Annotated in this window: 8 protein-coding genes and 2 pseudogenes; 6 read left to right on the top strand and 4 right to left on the bottom strand. The window is 57.2% G+C overall.

What is annotated here, in order from left to right; all coding sequences use genetic code 11:
- Positions 1-72: 72 nt before the first annotated feature.
- Positions 73-903 carry a DUF2242 domain-containing protein gene (locus tag B4F51_RS03515; protein WP_296223787.1) on the bottom strand — a complete coding sequence of 277 codons (831 nt, stop codon included), beginning with the start codon at positions 901-903 and terminating at the stop codon, positions 73-75.
- A 737-nt stretch (positions 904-1,640) separates the two neighbouring features.
- On the opposite strand from B4F51_RS03515, the pseudogene B4F51_RS03510 reads away from it, so the two are divergent.
- Positions 1,641-3,002 (top strand): annotated as a pseudogene (locus B4F51_RS03510) (S8 family peptidase); the annotation flags it as partial.
- A 111-nt stretch (positions 3,003-3,113) separates the two neighbouring features.
- Here the strand turns inward: B4F51_RS03510 and B4F51_RS03505 are convergent.
- Both B4F51_RS03505 and B4F51_RS03500 read right to left on the bottom strand, forming a co-directional pair.
- Positions 3,114-3,707: a metallophosphoesterase family protein gene (locus tag B4F51_RS03505; protein WP_414706665.1), complete on the bottom strand. Its 594-nt coding sequence runs from the start codon at positions 3,705-3,707 to the stop codon at positions 3,114-3,116.
- Between the two features lie 78 nt (positions 3,708-3,785).
- Positions 3,786-5,042, bottom strand: coding sequence for a hypothetical protein (locus B4F51_RS03500; RefSeq protein ID WP_296223701.1), 1,257 nt, complete (start codon positions 5,040-5,042; stop codon positions 3,786-3,788).
- A 505-nt stretch (positions 5,043-5,547) separates the two neighbouring features.
- Between B4F51_RS03500 and B4F51_RS03495 the strand changes: the two genes are divergently transcribed.
- The 5 genes from B4F51_RS03495 (at position 5,548) to B4F51_RS03475 (ending at position 16,542) form a co-directional block, all read left to right on the top strand.
- Positions 5,548-7,389 carry a DEAD/DEAH box helicase gene (locus B4F51_RS03495; protein WP_296223700.1) on the top strand — a complete coding sequence of 614 codons (1,842 nt, stop codon included), beginning with the start codon at positions 5,548-5,550 and terminating at the stop codon, positions 7,387-7,389.
- A 220-nt stretch (positions 7,390-7,609) separates the two neighbouring features.
- The gene (locus tag B4F51_RS03490; RefSeq protein ID WP_296223699.1) at positions 7,610-12,517 is read left to right on the top strand and encodes a hypothetical protein; all 4,908 of its coding nucleotides are present in this window, start codon (positions 7,610-7,612) and stop codon (positions 12,515-12,517) included.
- Between the two features lie 612 nt (positions 12,518-13,129).
- Positions 13,130-13,408 carry a hypothetical protein gene (locus B4F51_RS03485; RefSeq protein ID WP_296223698.1) on the top strand — a complete coding sequence of 93 codons (279 nt, stop codon included), beginning with the start codon at positions 13,130-13,132 and terminating at the stop codon, positions 13,406-13,408.
- Positions 13,409-13,762: 354 nt separating this feature from the next.
- Positions 13,763-15,361 (top strand): acid phosphatase, encoded by a 1,599-nt coding sequence (acpA, locus tag B4F51_RS03480; protein ID WP_296223697.1) that lies wholly within the window; start codon positions 13,763-13,765, stop codon positions 15,359-15,361.
- Between the two features lie 362 nt (positions 15,362-15,723).
- Positions 15,724-16,542 (top strand): FkbM family methyltransferase, encoded by an 819-nt coding sequence (locus tag B4F51_RS03475; RefSeq protein WP_296223786.1) that lies wholly within the window; start codon positions 15,724-15,726, stop codon positions 16,540-16,542.
- A gap of 201 nt (positions 16,543-16,743) precedes the next feature.
- On the opposite strand, the pseudogene B4F51_RS03470 reads toward B4F51_RS03475, so the two are convergent.
- Positions 16,744-16,951: pseudogene (locus B4F51_RS03470) on the bottom strand (hypothetical protein); the annotation flags it as partial.

Raw genomic sequence — 16,951 nt, 5'->3', positions numbered from 1 at the left:
AAAGGTAGACGTCGTGCGGACCGTCCATCAAAGCTGTGCAGCAAGAAAGCGCACAGCCGTCCAACTGCATATTTAACTTGGTGGCAGCTTTTCAGGCGTAGGCGACGGTGCGGGCGACGTGGCTGCAGGCGCGGATGCAGGTGCCGCAGCAGGTGCTGGTGCTAACGGGGCCGAGGCCGGGACAGCAACCGGAGCCGACGCAGGCACCACCGTGGGCGGTTCCACCGCCACAGGCGGCGCGGGCGGTGTCGGCACCACGGGCGTCGTCATCTTCATCGGCTCGCCCTGCTGCGTGGGTGCGGGCTCGGGCAGCGGCGCCACGTGTTCCTTCTCTGCGGCCTTGACGGTGGCGCGGTCGCGCCGCACCGGGTCCACCTTCAGGAAGTGCTCCACCAGATTGAAATAGCGCTCGTAAAACACGCCTGCCGGAATCGTCTCGCTCGCCACCTTCACCATCGAATCGTCACCCGAGCCGATCGGCAGCGACAGCGAACCCAGCACGCTCAAGCCCACGCTGGCCGACGTGCTCGTCTTCTTGAGCGAGTAGCGGTCTTGCACCGCGTTCACATAGGCCGTGCTCGACGTGCCGTCTGCATTGGCATCGGCACAGACCACATGGAAGGCGATCACCACGTGCGAATCATTGCTCGGCTGGAAATTCTTGCTGCCGTCGATCGTGTCTGCGCGCGGCGAGCTTGACACATACCCCTGGCTCAGCAGTGCGCGGCGTGCGGCCTCGCACGTTGCCTCAGACTTGGCGTGGAACGTGCGCGCGTAGGGGCTGGCCGTCGCGTCAAACTGCTCCTGCTGGTAGAGCGGCGTGGGTGTCGAACCCAAGCCGCACGCCGACAGAAGGATTGCGGCTGCGCATGAGACGGATAGCTGACGGAAGCGGTTGAGCATGGTGTCGGGAAAAAGGGCTTGGCCGGGCAGTGTGTTGCCGGACGAGCCAATCGCATGTGCGGGGCAAGTCTTGTGCGTGCCCAACCGGATGCGGCGGCTCGGGCCTGCTCGGCCGGGCGTCATTATAAGTTTGTTGAGTGACAAAGCGGCCGGCATGTTTGCATTTGCAGCCTCCTACCTAAATGCGTTTTGGAAGATCAACTTGATCTGCCGCCCGCCACGTTGAGAAGCCTTCCGTCGCCCTCGCCTGTCAGGGCCGTCGAGCCAGCAATCCAGCAACACAACGCAGCATCGGTAGGGGGCGTTCCTTCGATACTGGCATCACAACCGGCGTGAACGGTATTGGTGGTATTGGGCAGTACACCCAAACAGCGGCGGGTGGCGGCGCAGGTCCGCCGGATGACCAAAAGCCTCTTCAACACTCAGTGCCTTTTTCGCGTTCTGCGGCTGAAAAGACGTCAGTGAACCCACGGCACGCATTGCTTACAAGCCTCTTCCGTAAGTCATTGATCGAAAACGCGGGTTTACGCGAAAGCCCCTCGGCCGGAGGGGTTTCGCTTCAGGATCGTTTGCATTCAGTGGCGGTGATCTCAGATAGGCTGAATCAATGCACGGATGCGCCGGGCAAGGTCGTGGCGAGCGGCATGGTTTTGTCAAACCTGTCGCAGTCATACCGACGTGCTTCGGGATCGCGACAAAGCGAATGAGATGGGGAGTTGCCTCGGTTAGGAGGGGCTATGCAATTCATCAGACCAATCCTCCAGTCGGCCGTCATTGCGCGCGCGCGCCATACGTTTCGGCTGTGCTTCTGTGTCATTGCCGGACTGCTGCTCCACGTCACGCCTGCAGCCGCAGCGACCCAATACACAGGCGATCTGATCATCAAGTGGCGCAGTGGTGCAGGCACGCAAACATCGTCATTAACCTGCAACCTGGCCAGCAGCACGATTCAGTTGGTCCAGAGTCTTGGCGCCAGCCTTCAGCTCAAGCGTGTGATGTCGGGTGGGTTGCAATTGCTGCAGACAGGCCTGGTTGAAGCGGATGCCATCTTAGCTGTTGCTGCCAGCGTCGCGCTGGACGGGTGCGTGGCCTATGCCGTACCGGACCAGCAGATGACGCTGCTGGCCACGCCCAACGACCCCCGTTTTCCCAATCAGAACAACTTGCAGGGCTCGCAGTATGTGTCGGGTGGGGCGAATGCGCCCGCAGCATGGGACGTCTCCAAGGGCGCCGCCAGCGTCGTGGTCGCGGTGGTGGATACGGGCTATACCGACCATCCGGACTTATCGAGGAAGATCCTCCCGGGCTATAACTTCATCTCTGATCCCATGCGCTCCGGTGACGGCGATGGCCGCGACGCGGATGCGCACGACCTTGGTGACGGCGTGACCAGCACGGAAGCCGCGTCGCTTGGCGGCGACTGCACCGCCAGGCCCAGTAGCTGGCACGGCACCCAGGTCATGAGCGTGCTGGCCGCCGACACCAACAATGGTCTAGGCATGGCCGGTGTGAGCTGGAACACGCAGATCGTGCCAGTGCGTGCCGTGGGCAAATGCGGAGGCCTGATGTCTGACGTGGTGGACGGGATGCTCTGGGCGGGCGGGTTTTCGGTGCCGGGGGTGCCGGCCAATGCCAACCCGGCGCGAGTCATCAATATGAGCGTGGGCGCCGACGGAAACTGTACGGCAGCGGAGCAGGATGCCGTCGACCAATTGACGGCGGCAGGGGTCACTGTGGTGGCGGCAGCGGGCAATCAAGCCGGCCAGGTCCAAGCGCCTGCAAACTGCAACGGCGTTATCGCCGTCACCGCCCACACCGACAGCGGCGAGATCGCGAGCTACGCCAATGTGGGGCCGCAGGTGGCATTGAGCGCGCCGGGTGGCGGGTGCCCGAAATCCAAGGCGGACAGCCGTGGCAATTGCACCGGCTCGCCTTCCGTCATCTTGACGGAATCCAACGCAGGGCAAATGGGCCCTGGCATGCCCATGGATTCCACCGGAGCAGGTACCAGCTTCGCAGCGCCCGAGGTGGCTGGCACGGTTGCGCTGATGCTCTCGATACAACCAAGGCTGTCGAACGCGCAAATCGTGAGCGCCTTGAAGCAGTCGGCACGCCCCCATCCGGCGGGCAGCTATTGTGCCGCCTATGCCGGGCAATGCGGTGCGGGGTTACTCGATATGGCAGGGGCAGTGGCACAAGCGCAAGCTGCACTACCAAGCAATGCCGCGGTGGATACCGCTAAAAGTGTTGCTGGCAGCGGGGGAGGAGGGGGCGCATTTGACCCGGTTGATGCAGCCCTGCTGCTCCTGGCCAGCCTCGCGACTGCGTTCCGAAAGAAGCAATAACATCTGACAGTACGCAGCCGCGCTGCTACTCGCGTGACGCGAGAGGCCTTCATCATGTGTGGCCGCGCGGCATCCCTCTTCCCAGAGCGTTTCCATAAAGTAGGTCAGGTCGCTCTCTGCAGACCCATGCACGAGCAGCACATCGTCTTCAACGTAACGGCGTGCCGGCAGGCTCGCAAACCACGCAAGCTGGTCTGGCCGCAACTCATCAAATGCGTATTGATCCGACAGCCCCATGCGCGATCGATCCTCTTCCAGAAGCTGCCTTTCGTGATTGCCGCGAATGGTTGGCAGGTTAAGTGCCATTAACTGGTCGACGGTCTCGCTGGGTTGCAGCGGGCCGGAGGCAATATCGCCAAGGTTCACGATCAAATCGACGCCTTGGCTGCGGATGTCTTCCAGCACCGCATTGAGCGCGGCCAAGTTGCCGTGAATATCGGAGAGGGCGGCGATTCGCATCTTGTGGATTTGGATGGGCGATCAGCCGGCAATCGTACCGTGTCGCCCTGCGCTGGGGTATTGCCCATGCTTCAGGGGTCAGGCAATCGACGTAATTGCGCGCCGCGACTCGTACAGCGTGACACCTGCCAGCACCATGCCCCCACACGCGATGCCTGCGGCTGCGCTGAGCCACGCCCCCGCATGCCAGCCCAGCAGCGGTTGCAGGCAGAGCGCCGCCAGTGCGCTGGTGAAGCCTGCAGCCATGGCCCATGCGCAACCGCGTCCGCTGCCGTAACCAACGAGCGTGGCAGCCAGAGGCACCGCCACCGTTGTGAGGAACAGCGTGTTGATGGACACGATCAGCCCGACCATGCTTGTGCCGATCTGCGCAATGGCAATGCCGCCGAGCACCACTGCCAATGAAACAACGCTGTCCGGCACGCGCTTCCACGACAGCGCTTGCCGTGTGGCGTGCGCCGCCGCCATGGCAACGGCGGCGCCGGAGCCGAGCGCCGCCAGCAACAGCACGCACAGAATGCCCTGGCCAATAGCGCCATGGCGGCCCCCGAAGGGCTCTACCACCAGAAATGGAATCGTCTCCTTAGCAGCCAAGGCCGGTGCCAGATGACCAGACTGCATGGCCGCCAATACCGCTGTGGACGGCAGCGTGCTGATCAGCATGACGGCCACTCCCGCCAGCACACACCCCATCACCGCAGCTTGCCGTGAGCGCGCAAGGATGACGAACTGCTGGTAGTCCGCCCCCAGTATCACCAGCGCAATCGTGCTCACCACGGTGACGCCGATATCCGTTGGCGACAGATAACGTGCTGCATCTGTCGCCACCATGGCCCACGAGCGGGCATACAACCCAATGCCGCCGTTCAAGACGATCACCACCACAAGAGATGCCGATGCGGCGGCAAGGAACACCGTGAAAACGGCGCCCATCCGGCCGGGGCGCAGCCGGCCCAGCAGCCACACCAGCGCACCGGCAATCGTGTGCTGCCATGCCGGCGCAAGGCCAAAGTTCAGGCCCAGCACCGCCGCTGCACCTTGCAGTTGTACGGAAAAAATCCCCAGTAGCCACACCGACGACAACAACGCCACGCCCGCTTCCAGCGCACGATGCTTTTCTCGGAAAAGGCCCCATACCGGCGCACCCAGCCGCCAGAACGTGCCCGCCACCGCAGCAAGAAACACCATGCCGATGCCGGTGGCCGCCGCATAGAGGCTCGACGCCATGCCAATCGTTCGCGCCAGTTCACCTGTACCAAACACAAAGCCGATGCCGTAGCTGGCGGAAATCAGCAGGATCGCCACATTCCATGGCCCCAATGTCCGTTCAGTCATGACCGTAACCGCGTTTGACCCAGCAGTTCACGGCGGACTGGTTTCCGGTGAGGTAACTCGTGCAAAGACATGCCTGCTCGTGAATTGCGCTATCAGCTTGCGCAGAGCGTGGGGGCGCGTGGATGGAGTGGGCGGCAGACACCAGCCCGTGCAGGGACAACTGCGTCATGACTTCCTCTTGGGGAGACAGTAAGCGCCACCGCCGGCCGCTGATGGCGGCCGACGGAAATTGCACGCGATCTTAGGAAGAGGTGCGCCCGGCTGCCTCCCCAAAAGGTGAATTCTGTAATTCCGTATTTTTAATTCAGATATGCGCTAAATATAAATCTGGCGCCCGGCTTCGATCTTTATCAACCGCAGATCAGTCAATCTCAAAAAAACCCCACCAACGGGGGCAGCGCAATCCGGGTCAATCGCCTATGCTGTTTTGCTATAAAAAACGGGCGCCGCAATTTGAGTCGGATTATCGGAGAAAGCGCCTAATCCAAAATGTTTAAGGGGCGGTATGGCAACACTCATCCCCAGCCTGAATAGCTGCCTGGGGCGCATGACCTCGGGCGAGAAACGCTTTGCCCGTCGGCTCGAAGCGTTTCTTGAGGACGATTATCTGTGCTGGTACGACGTGACGGTCGGCATTATGCGCAGGCGGCCGGATTTCCTGATCTTGAACCCGCGCCGGGGTTTGCTGGCGCTGGAGGTCAAGGACTGGAAAATCAGCAGCATTATTCGGCTCGACCCGCAACTGGTGGACGTGGAATTTGAGGGGCAGCTCAAGAAGGATGTGAACCCGCTGCTCAAATCGCGGGATTTCATTACGACCACTGTCGACATGCTCAAGCGCGATCCGCTGCTGGTCGAGCCCGCCACTAGCAAATACGCCGGCAAGCTGTGCATGCCGTACGGCCACGGGCTGGTGCTGCCCAATATCTCGCGCCAGGAGTTTGAAACCTCCGGCATGCAAGACGTCATGCCCGGCCGCCTCGTCATCTGCAAAGACGAGATGACCGAATCGGCCGACGCTGAAGCCTTTCAGCAACGGCTGTGGGACATGTTCACCCAGCCCTTCCGCTGCCTGCTTGAACTGCCGCAGATCGACCGCATCCGCTGGCACCTCTTTCCCGATGTGCGCATCGTTAGCCGGCAAGGCAGCCTGTTCGAGGCGGATGACGAACCGGCCGAGCAAGGCGCCCGGCCCGCCATTCCCGATCTCATCCGCGTCATGGATTTGCAGCAGGAGCAACTTGCCCGCAGCCTGGGTGATGGGCACCGCGTCATCCACGGCGTGGCCGGCTCCGGCAAGACGATGATCCTCGGCTACCGCGCCGAATACCTCGCGCAAGCGTCCGCCAAGCCCGTGCTTGTGCTGTGCTTTAACCGTGCGCTCGCGCAAAAGCTGACCGGGTGGATGGAGCACAAAGGGCTGTCGCAAAAGGTGCATGTGCGCACCTTCCATAGTTGGTGCTCGGACATGGCAACGACCTACCAACTCGACAAGCCTGCAGCCCTGTGGCGCGATGAAGACTTTGCAGCGCTGGCGCAAAACGTGATCGACGGCGTGAACCGGGGCCAAGTGCCAGCCGGGCAATACAGCGCGCTATTGATCGATGAAGGCCACGACTTCGACCCCGCATGGCTGCGGCTCGTCGTGCAGATGGTGGACCCGGAAACCAACTCCGTGCTCGTCATGTACGACAGCGCGCAAGACATCTATCAGAAGTCTCGCAAGCTCAAGTTCAGTTTTTCCAGCGTCGGCATTCAGGCGCGCGGGCGCACCACCATCCTCAAGCTCAACTACCGCAACAGCGCCGAAGTGCTGGCCGTGGCCTATGCGTTTGCCAACGACCTGCTGACCGCCGAAGAGGCGGAAGAAGACGGCGCGCCGCTCATCCCGCCGCAAACGGCGGGGCGGCATGGCAAGGCGCCGGAGTTTGTTCGCCTGCCCACCTTCAAGGCCGAACTGGATTACGTGGCCGACCGCCTGCGCGCGGCCAACGAAGCCGGCACGCCGTGGCGCGATATGGCGGTGCTCACTTACCTCAAGGCGCAGAGGGAAGAAGTGGTCCGCCATCTGGCGGCGGCCAAGGTTCCCGCCAGCGCTGGCTTGAGCAAGCACGACAACGACAGCGTGAATGTGCTCACGCTACACGGCAGCAAGGGGCTGGAGTTTCCGGTGGTGGCGATTCCCGGCCTGGGGCGATTGCCGCTTGATAGCCACGACGCCAATGAACAGGCGCGCGTGCTGTATGTGGGGATGACGCGGGCGATGAATGAGCTGGTGATGACGGCGGATCGGGATTCCGAGTTTGCAGTCAGGGTGGGGGAGGCTTGTGGGAGGTTGGTGGCATGAGGGCGACGGTAATCATCGCGCGCAATCGACGGCGTTGAATATGCGGTAGCGCCTCAAATCGGAAAAATTGATATTCCTAAGTGGGTGTTGAAAAAAATTTAGAAGAAATTCTGCATCTTGATTGCCGAAAATGATTTTATCAGTAATTAAAGCAAAATCGCTGATTGTAAAGATAAATATTTGATTGTTGTGGATTAAGAAATCGTTTGGGGGTGATGCTATGACAGAAAGCAAGGTAGATATTGTCGAAAACTGGAATTTTGTAGCGGATTTCCCGGAAACTCCTTCGCCCCTAATTGAGAGACCACATCTGCTTAGGTCGATTGTGGAGGTCCTCAACGCGGACGCACCGGTTTTATTCATTGAGGGTGAGCCTGGAGATGGGGCGACTTGCACATTGGCCCAGTTTTGCAGATCTTATCCGGATCAAACTTTTTCTCTGTTTATCAAGCCAGCTAGCAAATTGACGTATAGCTTGGATTATCTTCGACTCTCGCTGGCTGAGCAATTCCATTGGTACGTCTACGGCGAGGCTCTTCGCAAGGACCGGCTGACAGGTAGTGAATATCAAGATCTAGTCATCAAATTATCTAGGAAAGATAAGGGAAAGGAGCTCTACTTTGTTGTGGACGGTCTTCATCAGATCCCAGTCGAGGACCGATCAGTTATAGGGCAAGTGTTTTCTGAATTGCTTCCTACGGGTGTCCGAAAATGTAGATTTATTGTCGCTGGCCTTCAGTCCGGGCTTGGTGAATATGTTCACGCTAGTGTCAGATCAAGGTACTACGGGCTTTTAAAATTTAGTTTGGATGAGTGCAAAAAATTCCTGGCTGAAACAGGGATTGGTGAGGCAGACTGCGAGAGGGTTTACGAATTATGCAAGGGCGGAAGCCCAGGCCGCCTTGCAGTTGTGCGTCGTCTTCTGATCGGAGGGACGCCTCTATCTGAGATATTGGAGAAGGATCCAACTAAATATCTTGAGTTCGTCAAATTGGAGTTTGATTCGCTGAAGAGCTTAAGCGAAGATCAGCGATTACTAGTTGCCAACGTTGCTTTTTCCAAGGTTGCACAAACGCTCTCTGATCTTTGTGAAATAGGTCAAGTGGATTTGGGCGTCCTCGAGCATCTAATTGAGAAATGTCATTTCCTTCGTATATCTTCAGCTGGCCACGTCGAATTCATTTCGGAGACGCATAGGCAGTTCGCCTGCAAGAATCTCGAGCAACAGAAGCGAAACGCGTTAGAGAGTCAGCTTAAGTTCTTTGAGAGTCATCCAAAAAGCGAAGCGGCGCTGAGATTTTTGCCGACATATTTGGAAACACTAAATAGACAAGAGGCTCTTTTCGAGTTGCTCTCTAAAGAGCATTACGGCGATCTATTGGAAACTACTCAGTCGTTCTCTGCCTTGATGAATCAAGCGGAGATGGCTGCGAAGAGTGCTTATGCGTTGCAGAGAACCCAAGAGGTTTTCAAATTTTCACTTCATAAATCAATATTCTCTAGTGCTACTTCTGCAGAAGGTTCATCTTCAAGGGTCAAAGCTCTCGTCGCACTCGGAAAAACAAATGCTGCAATGGCACTTGCAAACACAGAGGCGACTAAAGAGGATCGGCTGCGCCTGTTAAGTGCTTTTGCCCGTCGCCTGACGGAGAGGAATGGGACGCTGGAGCCTGAGTTGCTCTCATACATAAATCGTTTAATTGATGAGGTTGACTTCAGCGCGCTAGGTGATAAAGCGGTCAATATCGCCGCTGATGTGCTGATGTTTGATCCGGATAGTGCTATTGGGATCATTGAGTCCGCGGTAAAGGGGGCAACTGCTGCCGCTAAAGATGCGGCATTCGCTGAGCTTTCTCTTTCCGCATCATTAGCAAAAATAAAGAACAAGGCGAAGATTGAGGATAAGGCTAGGCAGCGTATATCTGACGAGGCTCTGCAACAGATCGCACATTCATTCGAGTTGATAGCGGAAAAGCTCGACTCATCAGAGTTGATAAATATTCTTTCGAAAATGCCAGCTGCTCGCCAGATTCACTTCTTGCGATCAGTTGTCAACATGAAGCGCAAAGACCCTCGGATTTTGGACCTAGTGGAGCTTGGTCTCGATATCATAATAAAGGAAGCAGAATATACACCGCGCGCGAAGGATCTGGCTGAGTTGTGCTCACCACTTCTGTTTCCCATAAAGGATCATGGTCGACTGAAAACGCTCGTAACTCGGATTCAGAGTCAGCTTGGCTTAGTAGGGAAAGCAGCTCAATCTCGAGATATGACCATGCTGCAAATGCGTCTCGCCGCAGGTGAATATCAATATGACAGAGCTGCGGCGCGAGATCGGATCAGAGAAGCTTGCTATGCAGCCATGGATATCAAGGCTCCAGAAACACAGATGGAATGCCTTGCGGTTATGCTGGGGATTCTCGCCAAAATAGATAGGGATGGAGAGCTTGAGAACGCCGATGGCTTTCGTGCTGTGATCAGATGTGAGCTCAATCAACTCTTAGATCATGTCCTCAGAGATACTGCAGATCATATAGGTACGGTACTTCCTTTGCTGAAAGTGCTCGCTGCGGATGACTGCCAGAACGCTCTTGTACTTGCGAAGCGTCTGAATGTCGAGAGCAGACGCGATGTGGCTTATCAGACTGTCGCTGAAATTTTTGTAACGCAGCCGTACTCGCATAAATTGCATAGTGCTATCGAAACTGCACTGTCTTCTATTAGTAGCGAGGATTCACGCTCGCGAGCTACCGAAAGTTTGTTGAGCTATCTAGATGCAAATCCAGAGAAGTCTGGCTGGGTGGCTCACCTTGATAGTTTTCGTCGATATTTGCAGCGTGGATATCAATTGAATCGTTGGGATTGCTGGATGTTTAAATCTTCCAGCGCCGCAGGTTGCGAATATGACAAGGGTCTTTTTGTTGAAAGAACTAAAGAGGCTCTTCAACGTATTGCCTCCGGATTGGAAGAGGCGAAACTAAATTTCAGGGCGGCAGAGGCGCTTGCCGATGTTGACGTTGAATTAGCCGAAAAATATTACGCTGATGGACTCAGGGTGAGCGCGGAAACTCCGTTTGCGAGCGAATCCAAAGCGCAGTTGTTTGAACTTTGTTTGTCCCTAGTTGGTAGATCGATGGCATCGCTTGCACGTGTACGGACCCTGGATGACGACAAGTTGAGCCGTCATGATGCTCTTGTGGAGCGCCTTCCGGGAATTCTGCGGAAAGTACGGGTGCTAAATGAATTTGCTGAGCGGCTATGGTGTGTCGATCGGGATGATTTGACAAAGAAAGTAGTGACTGAGCAGTTGCGACCGCTTTTGGAACAGGCACGCAGCGCACATCCGGCTGTGGGGCGGGCAGCTGTGCTTATCGCATTTCCATCCATTTGTTCCGCGCACCAGCGGCTAGCACTCGATCTGCTGAAGGAGTTACCTGATGCGGATGCCGACGCTGCTTTGCATAACGCTGCTATGCTGAAGATGCGGCATTTGGCGGGACAGGAGCCTGATAACAACGGTAGGTTCGATCAAACAAAGCTTAGGCCTGAAGATGTTTACGATGTGATTGATTTGCTTGAGAATATGAGAACGGATTCGATCATATTTACTGTTATGAATAATCTGGTCGAATCGGTAAATGATAAGTCAAATAGAACTAAATTTACGGCAACACAGAAGGCTGATTGGTCAGCAAGGCTGGCATCTATTGCAGCCAGTAAGATGCCGGACAAGAAGAACATCCAGCATGAGGGTTATAGGATTGTGTCTACAGCTTTGGCCTACTCTTTGAGGGATGTGCAATGGTCAAGCTGGGAGTCATTGATAAAACAAGCAGAAAATGTTCCGAATGCAGCGGATCGCGGATACATCTACCTTATGCTCGGGGCCGCACTTCCTAGTAAATATTCTGGTAATCACAGAAAGCAATTGCTTGATAGATCGATCGAGGAAATCAATAAAATTCCGTCCCCTGTTGATCGCTTATCACATTTGCAAGACTACGCGGAAAAACTGCACGCCAGCGATGCCGTTGCAGCAGCAAAAGAGTGTTTGAAAATTGCTATGAAGCTATCGCTCGGCCTCGAAAATCAGGCCAGAATTGCCAACCACAGGCGTGAGCTTATCGACATTGCAGATCAAATCGATCCCGGATTCGCGGATGAGCTAATTGAGTTGGTTGACGATGATCCTGCGCGGGCACAGCTGAAATCTGACGCAAAGAAGGCCGTGGCGTTGGCGAAAGCCAAACGGAGCATGGCGAATGCCAAACAATTGAAAGACGCAGCAAGTTGCGATATCGATTTGTTGCCAACAGCTGCTTGGAAAAACCTAGCTGCGCTAGAAGCCGGACGATTGGAGGTGAAGCCTATCGACGTGATGACACAGTACGTAACGATGGCTGCCTCTGGAACTCTCTACCAGGCTTATCCAGTTTTGTCGTGGCATATCACCAATATGGAGCGTAAGTACGTCCAGATAAATGACGTCAAGTCACAGTTGGAGCCACTATGTGAGGCACTTCTGCTGTCAACAGAACTTACGGAAGCAATTTTACGTCGCGTTGCCGGACGCGGGGCGGACGTTCGCGAGGAAGTAAACGATGAGGGATTTCTGGTCAGGCGCCGCGAACGTGCCGCAGCTTTACAATTTATTGAGAATTGGCTGCAGACAAATGCTGAGGAGGAGATTGTTTACTGTGATCCATATTTCTCCACAAAAGACATATCTTTCTTGCGACTTTGTCTAGCCAATGCTCCTGAATGCAGGATAAAGATAATTGCAAGTAAGCCGCAGCTAATCAAGCAGAATGAGTTAAGCGAGGAGCCATTTCTTAGGGAGTGGCGCGCCCAGAGTGATCAATCTCCTCCGGAAACCGAAATCATAGCTCCGGCGTACGTAGAAAACCCTGAAAAGCACGTCATTCATGATAGATGGCTTTTAACAAAAGGTGCGGGGCTCAGAATTGGAACATCCTTTAATTCTCTGGGGGATGGGAAACTCTCTGAGATTTCAGAGATCGACCCAGGTCGCGTTTCGGATATTGCTGCGCAACTTGATCAGTATATTTCTAGGCAACGAGTCGTAGACGCTGCGCGGATACAGTACAGTACTTTCACTTTGTACTAGTCTTTCTGCTGCCACTTGTTCGAGTTTGGGGAAGAGTTGCGCACGAGTGCCATCTCGTCCTCTTTTCCTTTCGCGCGCCTTCAATTCATGAAGGAGGGCTGAAGGCAGGAGTACGGACTGAATGAGGATTTCGATAGGAGACGGCTGCTTCAAAATCAAAAATAGCGCGGTTTGATGAAATTGGCTGGTGTCCAATACTTGCGTTGACGCAGATTTTGGGTCATGTGGTCCTTCACAGTGACGCCGCTCGAGGTGTTGAACTTGCGGCACTCGTCTGGAGTTCGCTAAACTCCCCCTCGCTGCGCAAAAAACGTAGCCGGGACTGCAATCCCGATCGAGATAACCGGAGAAACTTCTCAAGTTTCCTCCGCTGCTGTCGTTCGCCCTACGGGCGGGCCCGGCAGGGAGGGCTCCGGCCCTGCCGTCTTGTTATCTCGTCGGTATTGCAGACCTTGTCGTGTGCCCGCCCACCCTCACAGGTGGGTGGCTCCCTACTCAACCAGAGGGCAAGACAATGGATCAACCGACCCAAGCAGTACCCACCGCACGCGGGCATTGCCCCGCAATTTCTCCGGTCTGCATCGCGCAACATCCTCCGTCCGGAGGTGCCCGATGAGCCTACAAACCAACCGCAGCTATCTGAAAGGCGCCCTGGCCGGGCGAGACTTTCTGCGCCGCACGCAGTCGGGCCTGAAGCTGCATCGGCACTTCGAGCCCAAATCGCTGCGCTGGGAATACCAGATCAACATCCAGGACAAGCCCGCCGAATATCAGGCCGGGTTTCTGGATGCGATTGGCGCGTACCTGCTGACCACGCTTGAGGGGGTGCTGGTCGATCTATACCGATGGGAAATCCTGCGCGTGCTGGAGAGCGCGAACGACAAGAAATAAGAAAAACAGCAGTAAGCAGTACGCGACCCCGGGCACGGGCGGGGGCGCCATCAGGCAGCCGTTCGGCCAGCCCAACAATTCCACAAGCACTTCAGCAGCATTCACAGGCTGCCATCTCTGCCTTGCGTCGCTTCGCGCCACGCAGCACGGCATGCATTTGTTTCACGTCGATGACATTAGCCGCAACACGAGCGCGTGCCCTCTGAACGCAGCTTCTGGGTCTTGCGATGAACCTGTCACAACCGGCGCATAACCTCGCCGCCGCTACCAATTCGTTCGCTACAAGGTTGTTTGGGGGAGGCGGTGGCCCTGCATCTCATCGAGCCTAAATTTAAAAATAACCGAGCTGAATCAATGGAAAAGAAAACCCTGCAACCTATTCCCATTGCCTTGGCCGTGCGCAGCATCTTCGCTGCGTCGGTCATGCTGGTCTCCCTTGCCGGCTGCAACGGCTCCGGCAATGACGCGCCCGTCGCCACGCCCGCTGCCGCAAGCGATATCAACAAAGTCCAGAACGTGGTGGTCATCTATCTGGAAAACCGTTCGTTCGACAACCTGTTTGGCAACTTCCCCGGGGCAAACGGCATCGGCAATGTCACGGCGGCCAACGCGCAGGTCGATTTCGACGGCAAGACCCTGCTCACGACCCTGCCCTCCGTCTGGGGCAGCGAGACCGATCCTTCGTTGGGCAAGGTCAGCAGCTTGCCCAATGCGCCTTTCCGTCTGGATGCGGCGCCCGTCAACAGCACCATGAGCGTGGTCGGGCCGGATCTCGTGCATCGGTTCTATCAAAACCAGATGCAGATCAACGGCGGCGCCAACAACATGTTTGCGGCGTACTCCAACCGTGGCGGTTACGTCATGGGCTACTACGACGGTTCGGGCCTGAGCCTGTACAAGCTCGCCCAGCAATACACGCTGGCTGACAACTTCTTCCAGGGTGCGTTTGGCGGCTCGTTCCTGAACCACCAATATCTGGTCTGCGCGTGCGCCCCGACCTACCCCAACGCACCGGCCAGCGAGATCGCAACCGTAGACGCCACCGGCAAGGCGTTGACGATCGACCCGACCTCGCCCACCAACGCCAACAAGGGCGCGGTCAAGTTTGTGCACGATGGTTCGGTCACGCCCGACGGTTACGCGGTCAACACCATCCTGCCGCCGTATCAGCCGAGCGCAGCGCCTTCTGCGCCGGGCCAGGACGTGCGTCTGGCCAACCCCGCTGGCGATGCCTACGAAGGCTCCGCCGTGCTGCCCCCGATTGATTCCACCAAGTTCACGACCATCGGCGACACGCTCACCGCTGCAGGCGTCAACTGGAAGTGGTATGCGGGCCAATGGAACAACGCGCTGGTCGAAGGCCTGACCGTGCGCGACAGCAAGAACTACAAGCTGATCTGGACAGAAAACGCGGGCCAGCCGGATTTCGAGCCGCATCATCAGCCGTTCAACTACTACACGCGCTTCGACCCGACCACCGCCCAGGGGCAGGCCGAGCGTGCAAACCACCTGCAGGACGCCACCAACCTGCTGGCCGATGCCGCCAACGGCACCTTGCCCGCGGTGTCGTTCTACAAGCCCGCTGGCAACCTGAATGCCCACCCTGGTTACTCCGACGTGCAAAGCGCCGATGCCGACCTGGCCAACGTGATCAGCACGCTGCAGAAGAGCCCGCAATGGGGGCATATGGCAATCGTCGTGACGACCGACGAGTTCGGCGGCTTCTTTGACCATGTTGCGCCGCCCACTGGTGACCGCTGGGGCCCCGGCTCGCGGATTCCCGCCGTCGTGATCTCGCCGTACGCGAGGAAGGGCTACGTCGACCACACTTACTACGATACGGCGTCGATCCTGAAATTCATCACCAAGCGCTTCAACCTGAAGCCGCTCGCGGGTTTCCGCTCGGCCACGGGCGATCTGACCAACGCGTTTGACTTTACGCAGGCGCCTTGAGCCTGAGTTGAGAGCCGATCCGCCGCCAGCCGGCGGTTCAGACTGTTGACGGCCCCCACGCTTCTCGGAGTGTGGGGGCCGGTCCATCTGTACCGGTGGAAGAGCCTGCGCGTGCCATCACGCGGTTGTGACAGGCATCACGGCGTTGATATCGCAAATCCTGATGGTGGAATCGGCAGGCGGCATGACATGATGCTTCCACGCTGAACCTGCCGTACGAAAAGGGTACGCACGCATGCCTATCTCAAGCCCCTCAGCCATCAGAGGGGCACGACAAGCGGCGTGCGGTCTCACGCTTTCCGTACCTCATGTCCGTGTCGTTGGACCATCGGAACCTTCCACCTGAAAGGGCTCACTGCTTCATGTCATTTCCCCATCGCCCCATCGCATTCATACTCGCGGCTTCGAATCACGGCATGATGATCGTCAATCGCAACGACTACAACGTTGCCGCCTCCGGCGGCGCCTACGGTGTCGGGCATCAGATCCTGCAACAGTCGAGCTACGACGCGAATGAAATTGCCTTTGCGCTTGCGCTGCTCAACCGGCGGCGGGAGTATTTTGGCGATGGCGTTGTTGCGATCGATGGCGGTGCCAACATCGGCGTGCATACGGTCGAATGGGCGCGTCACATGCACGGCTGGGGGCGCGTGCTCAGTTTTGAAGCGCAGGAGATCGTCTTCTATGCGCTGGCGGGCAACATTACCCTCAACAATTGCCTGAATGCACGCGCAAAGCTGGCCGCACTGGGCAAGCACAACGGCGAATTGATCGTTCCGCAGCCGGACTATTTCGCGCACGCCAGCTTTGGCAGCCTTGAATTGCGCCAGCAAGGCAATACCGAAGATATCGGGCAGCGCATTTCGTATGACCCGGCACACGGGGCGAGCGTGCCGATGCTCACCATCGATTCGCTTGGGCTCGATCGTGCCGATCTCTTCAAGCTTGACGTCGAAGGGATGGAACTCGACGTACTGTACGGAGCCCGAAACACGCTGCGCACGCTCAAGCCTGTACTGGTGATCGAGATCATCAAATCCGATCAGGCAGCGATCAAAGGTGTGCTCGACGAACTGGGATACCGCTATTTCCCTGCCGGAATGAATATCGTCGCGGCCCACACGGATGACCCCGTGCTGCAGCACCTGAGTCATCAGGATGGGGTGACCACGCTAGATTGAGCAGGGTGTGAGCTGTGAAAACGTCACCTGGTCGATTCGGCTGAGAACAACCCAGGCACCGTAGTGTGGACAAGGTTCTTCTTTTGCATCTGTCGATTCAAGGTGGGGTGCCAGGGCGCTGACGTATGTCGCGCCTGTGACCTGCTCGATCACCCACTTTCCAGCCCTCGCGGATCGGAAAGTGGGTGCGCGTCGATACGGTTAGTGCTTGACCATCAGGGACACATGCGCATCGGCGCTCAGAGACGCGCCGCCCAACGAGTTGGCGCCTTGCGACAGTGCGCTGCCAAGGACCGGGATGCTATGCAGCGTCGCGGGGCCATTGGCAAGCGCACTGGTGATCGGGGCCAGCGGGTTGCCACCGGCTGCCGCGCCACCGAGCGCACTCGTCGCTTGCGAAACGACGCCA

It is taken from the genome of Ralstonia sp. UBA689 (genome assembly GCF_002298975.1).
Taxonomy (GTDB): Bacteria; Pseudomonadota; Gammaproteobacteria; order Burkholderiales; family Burkholderiaceae; genus Ralstonia.
The sequence above is the reverse complement of the archived record's forward strand: the minus strand, read 5'-3'. Positions and strand labels throughout refer to the sequence as shown.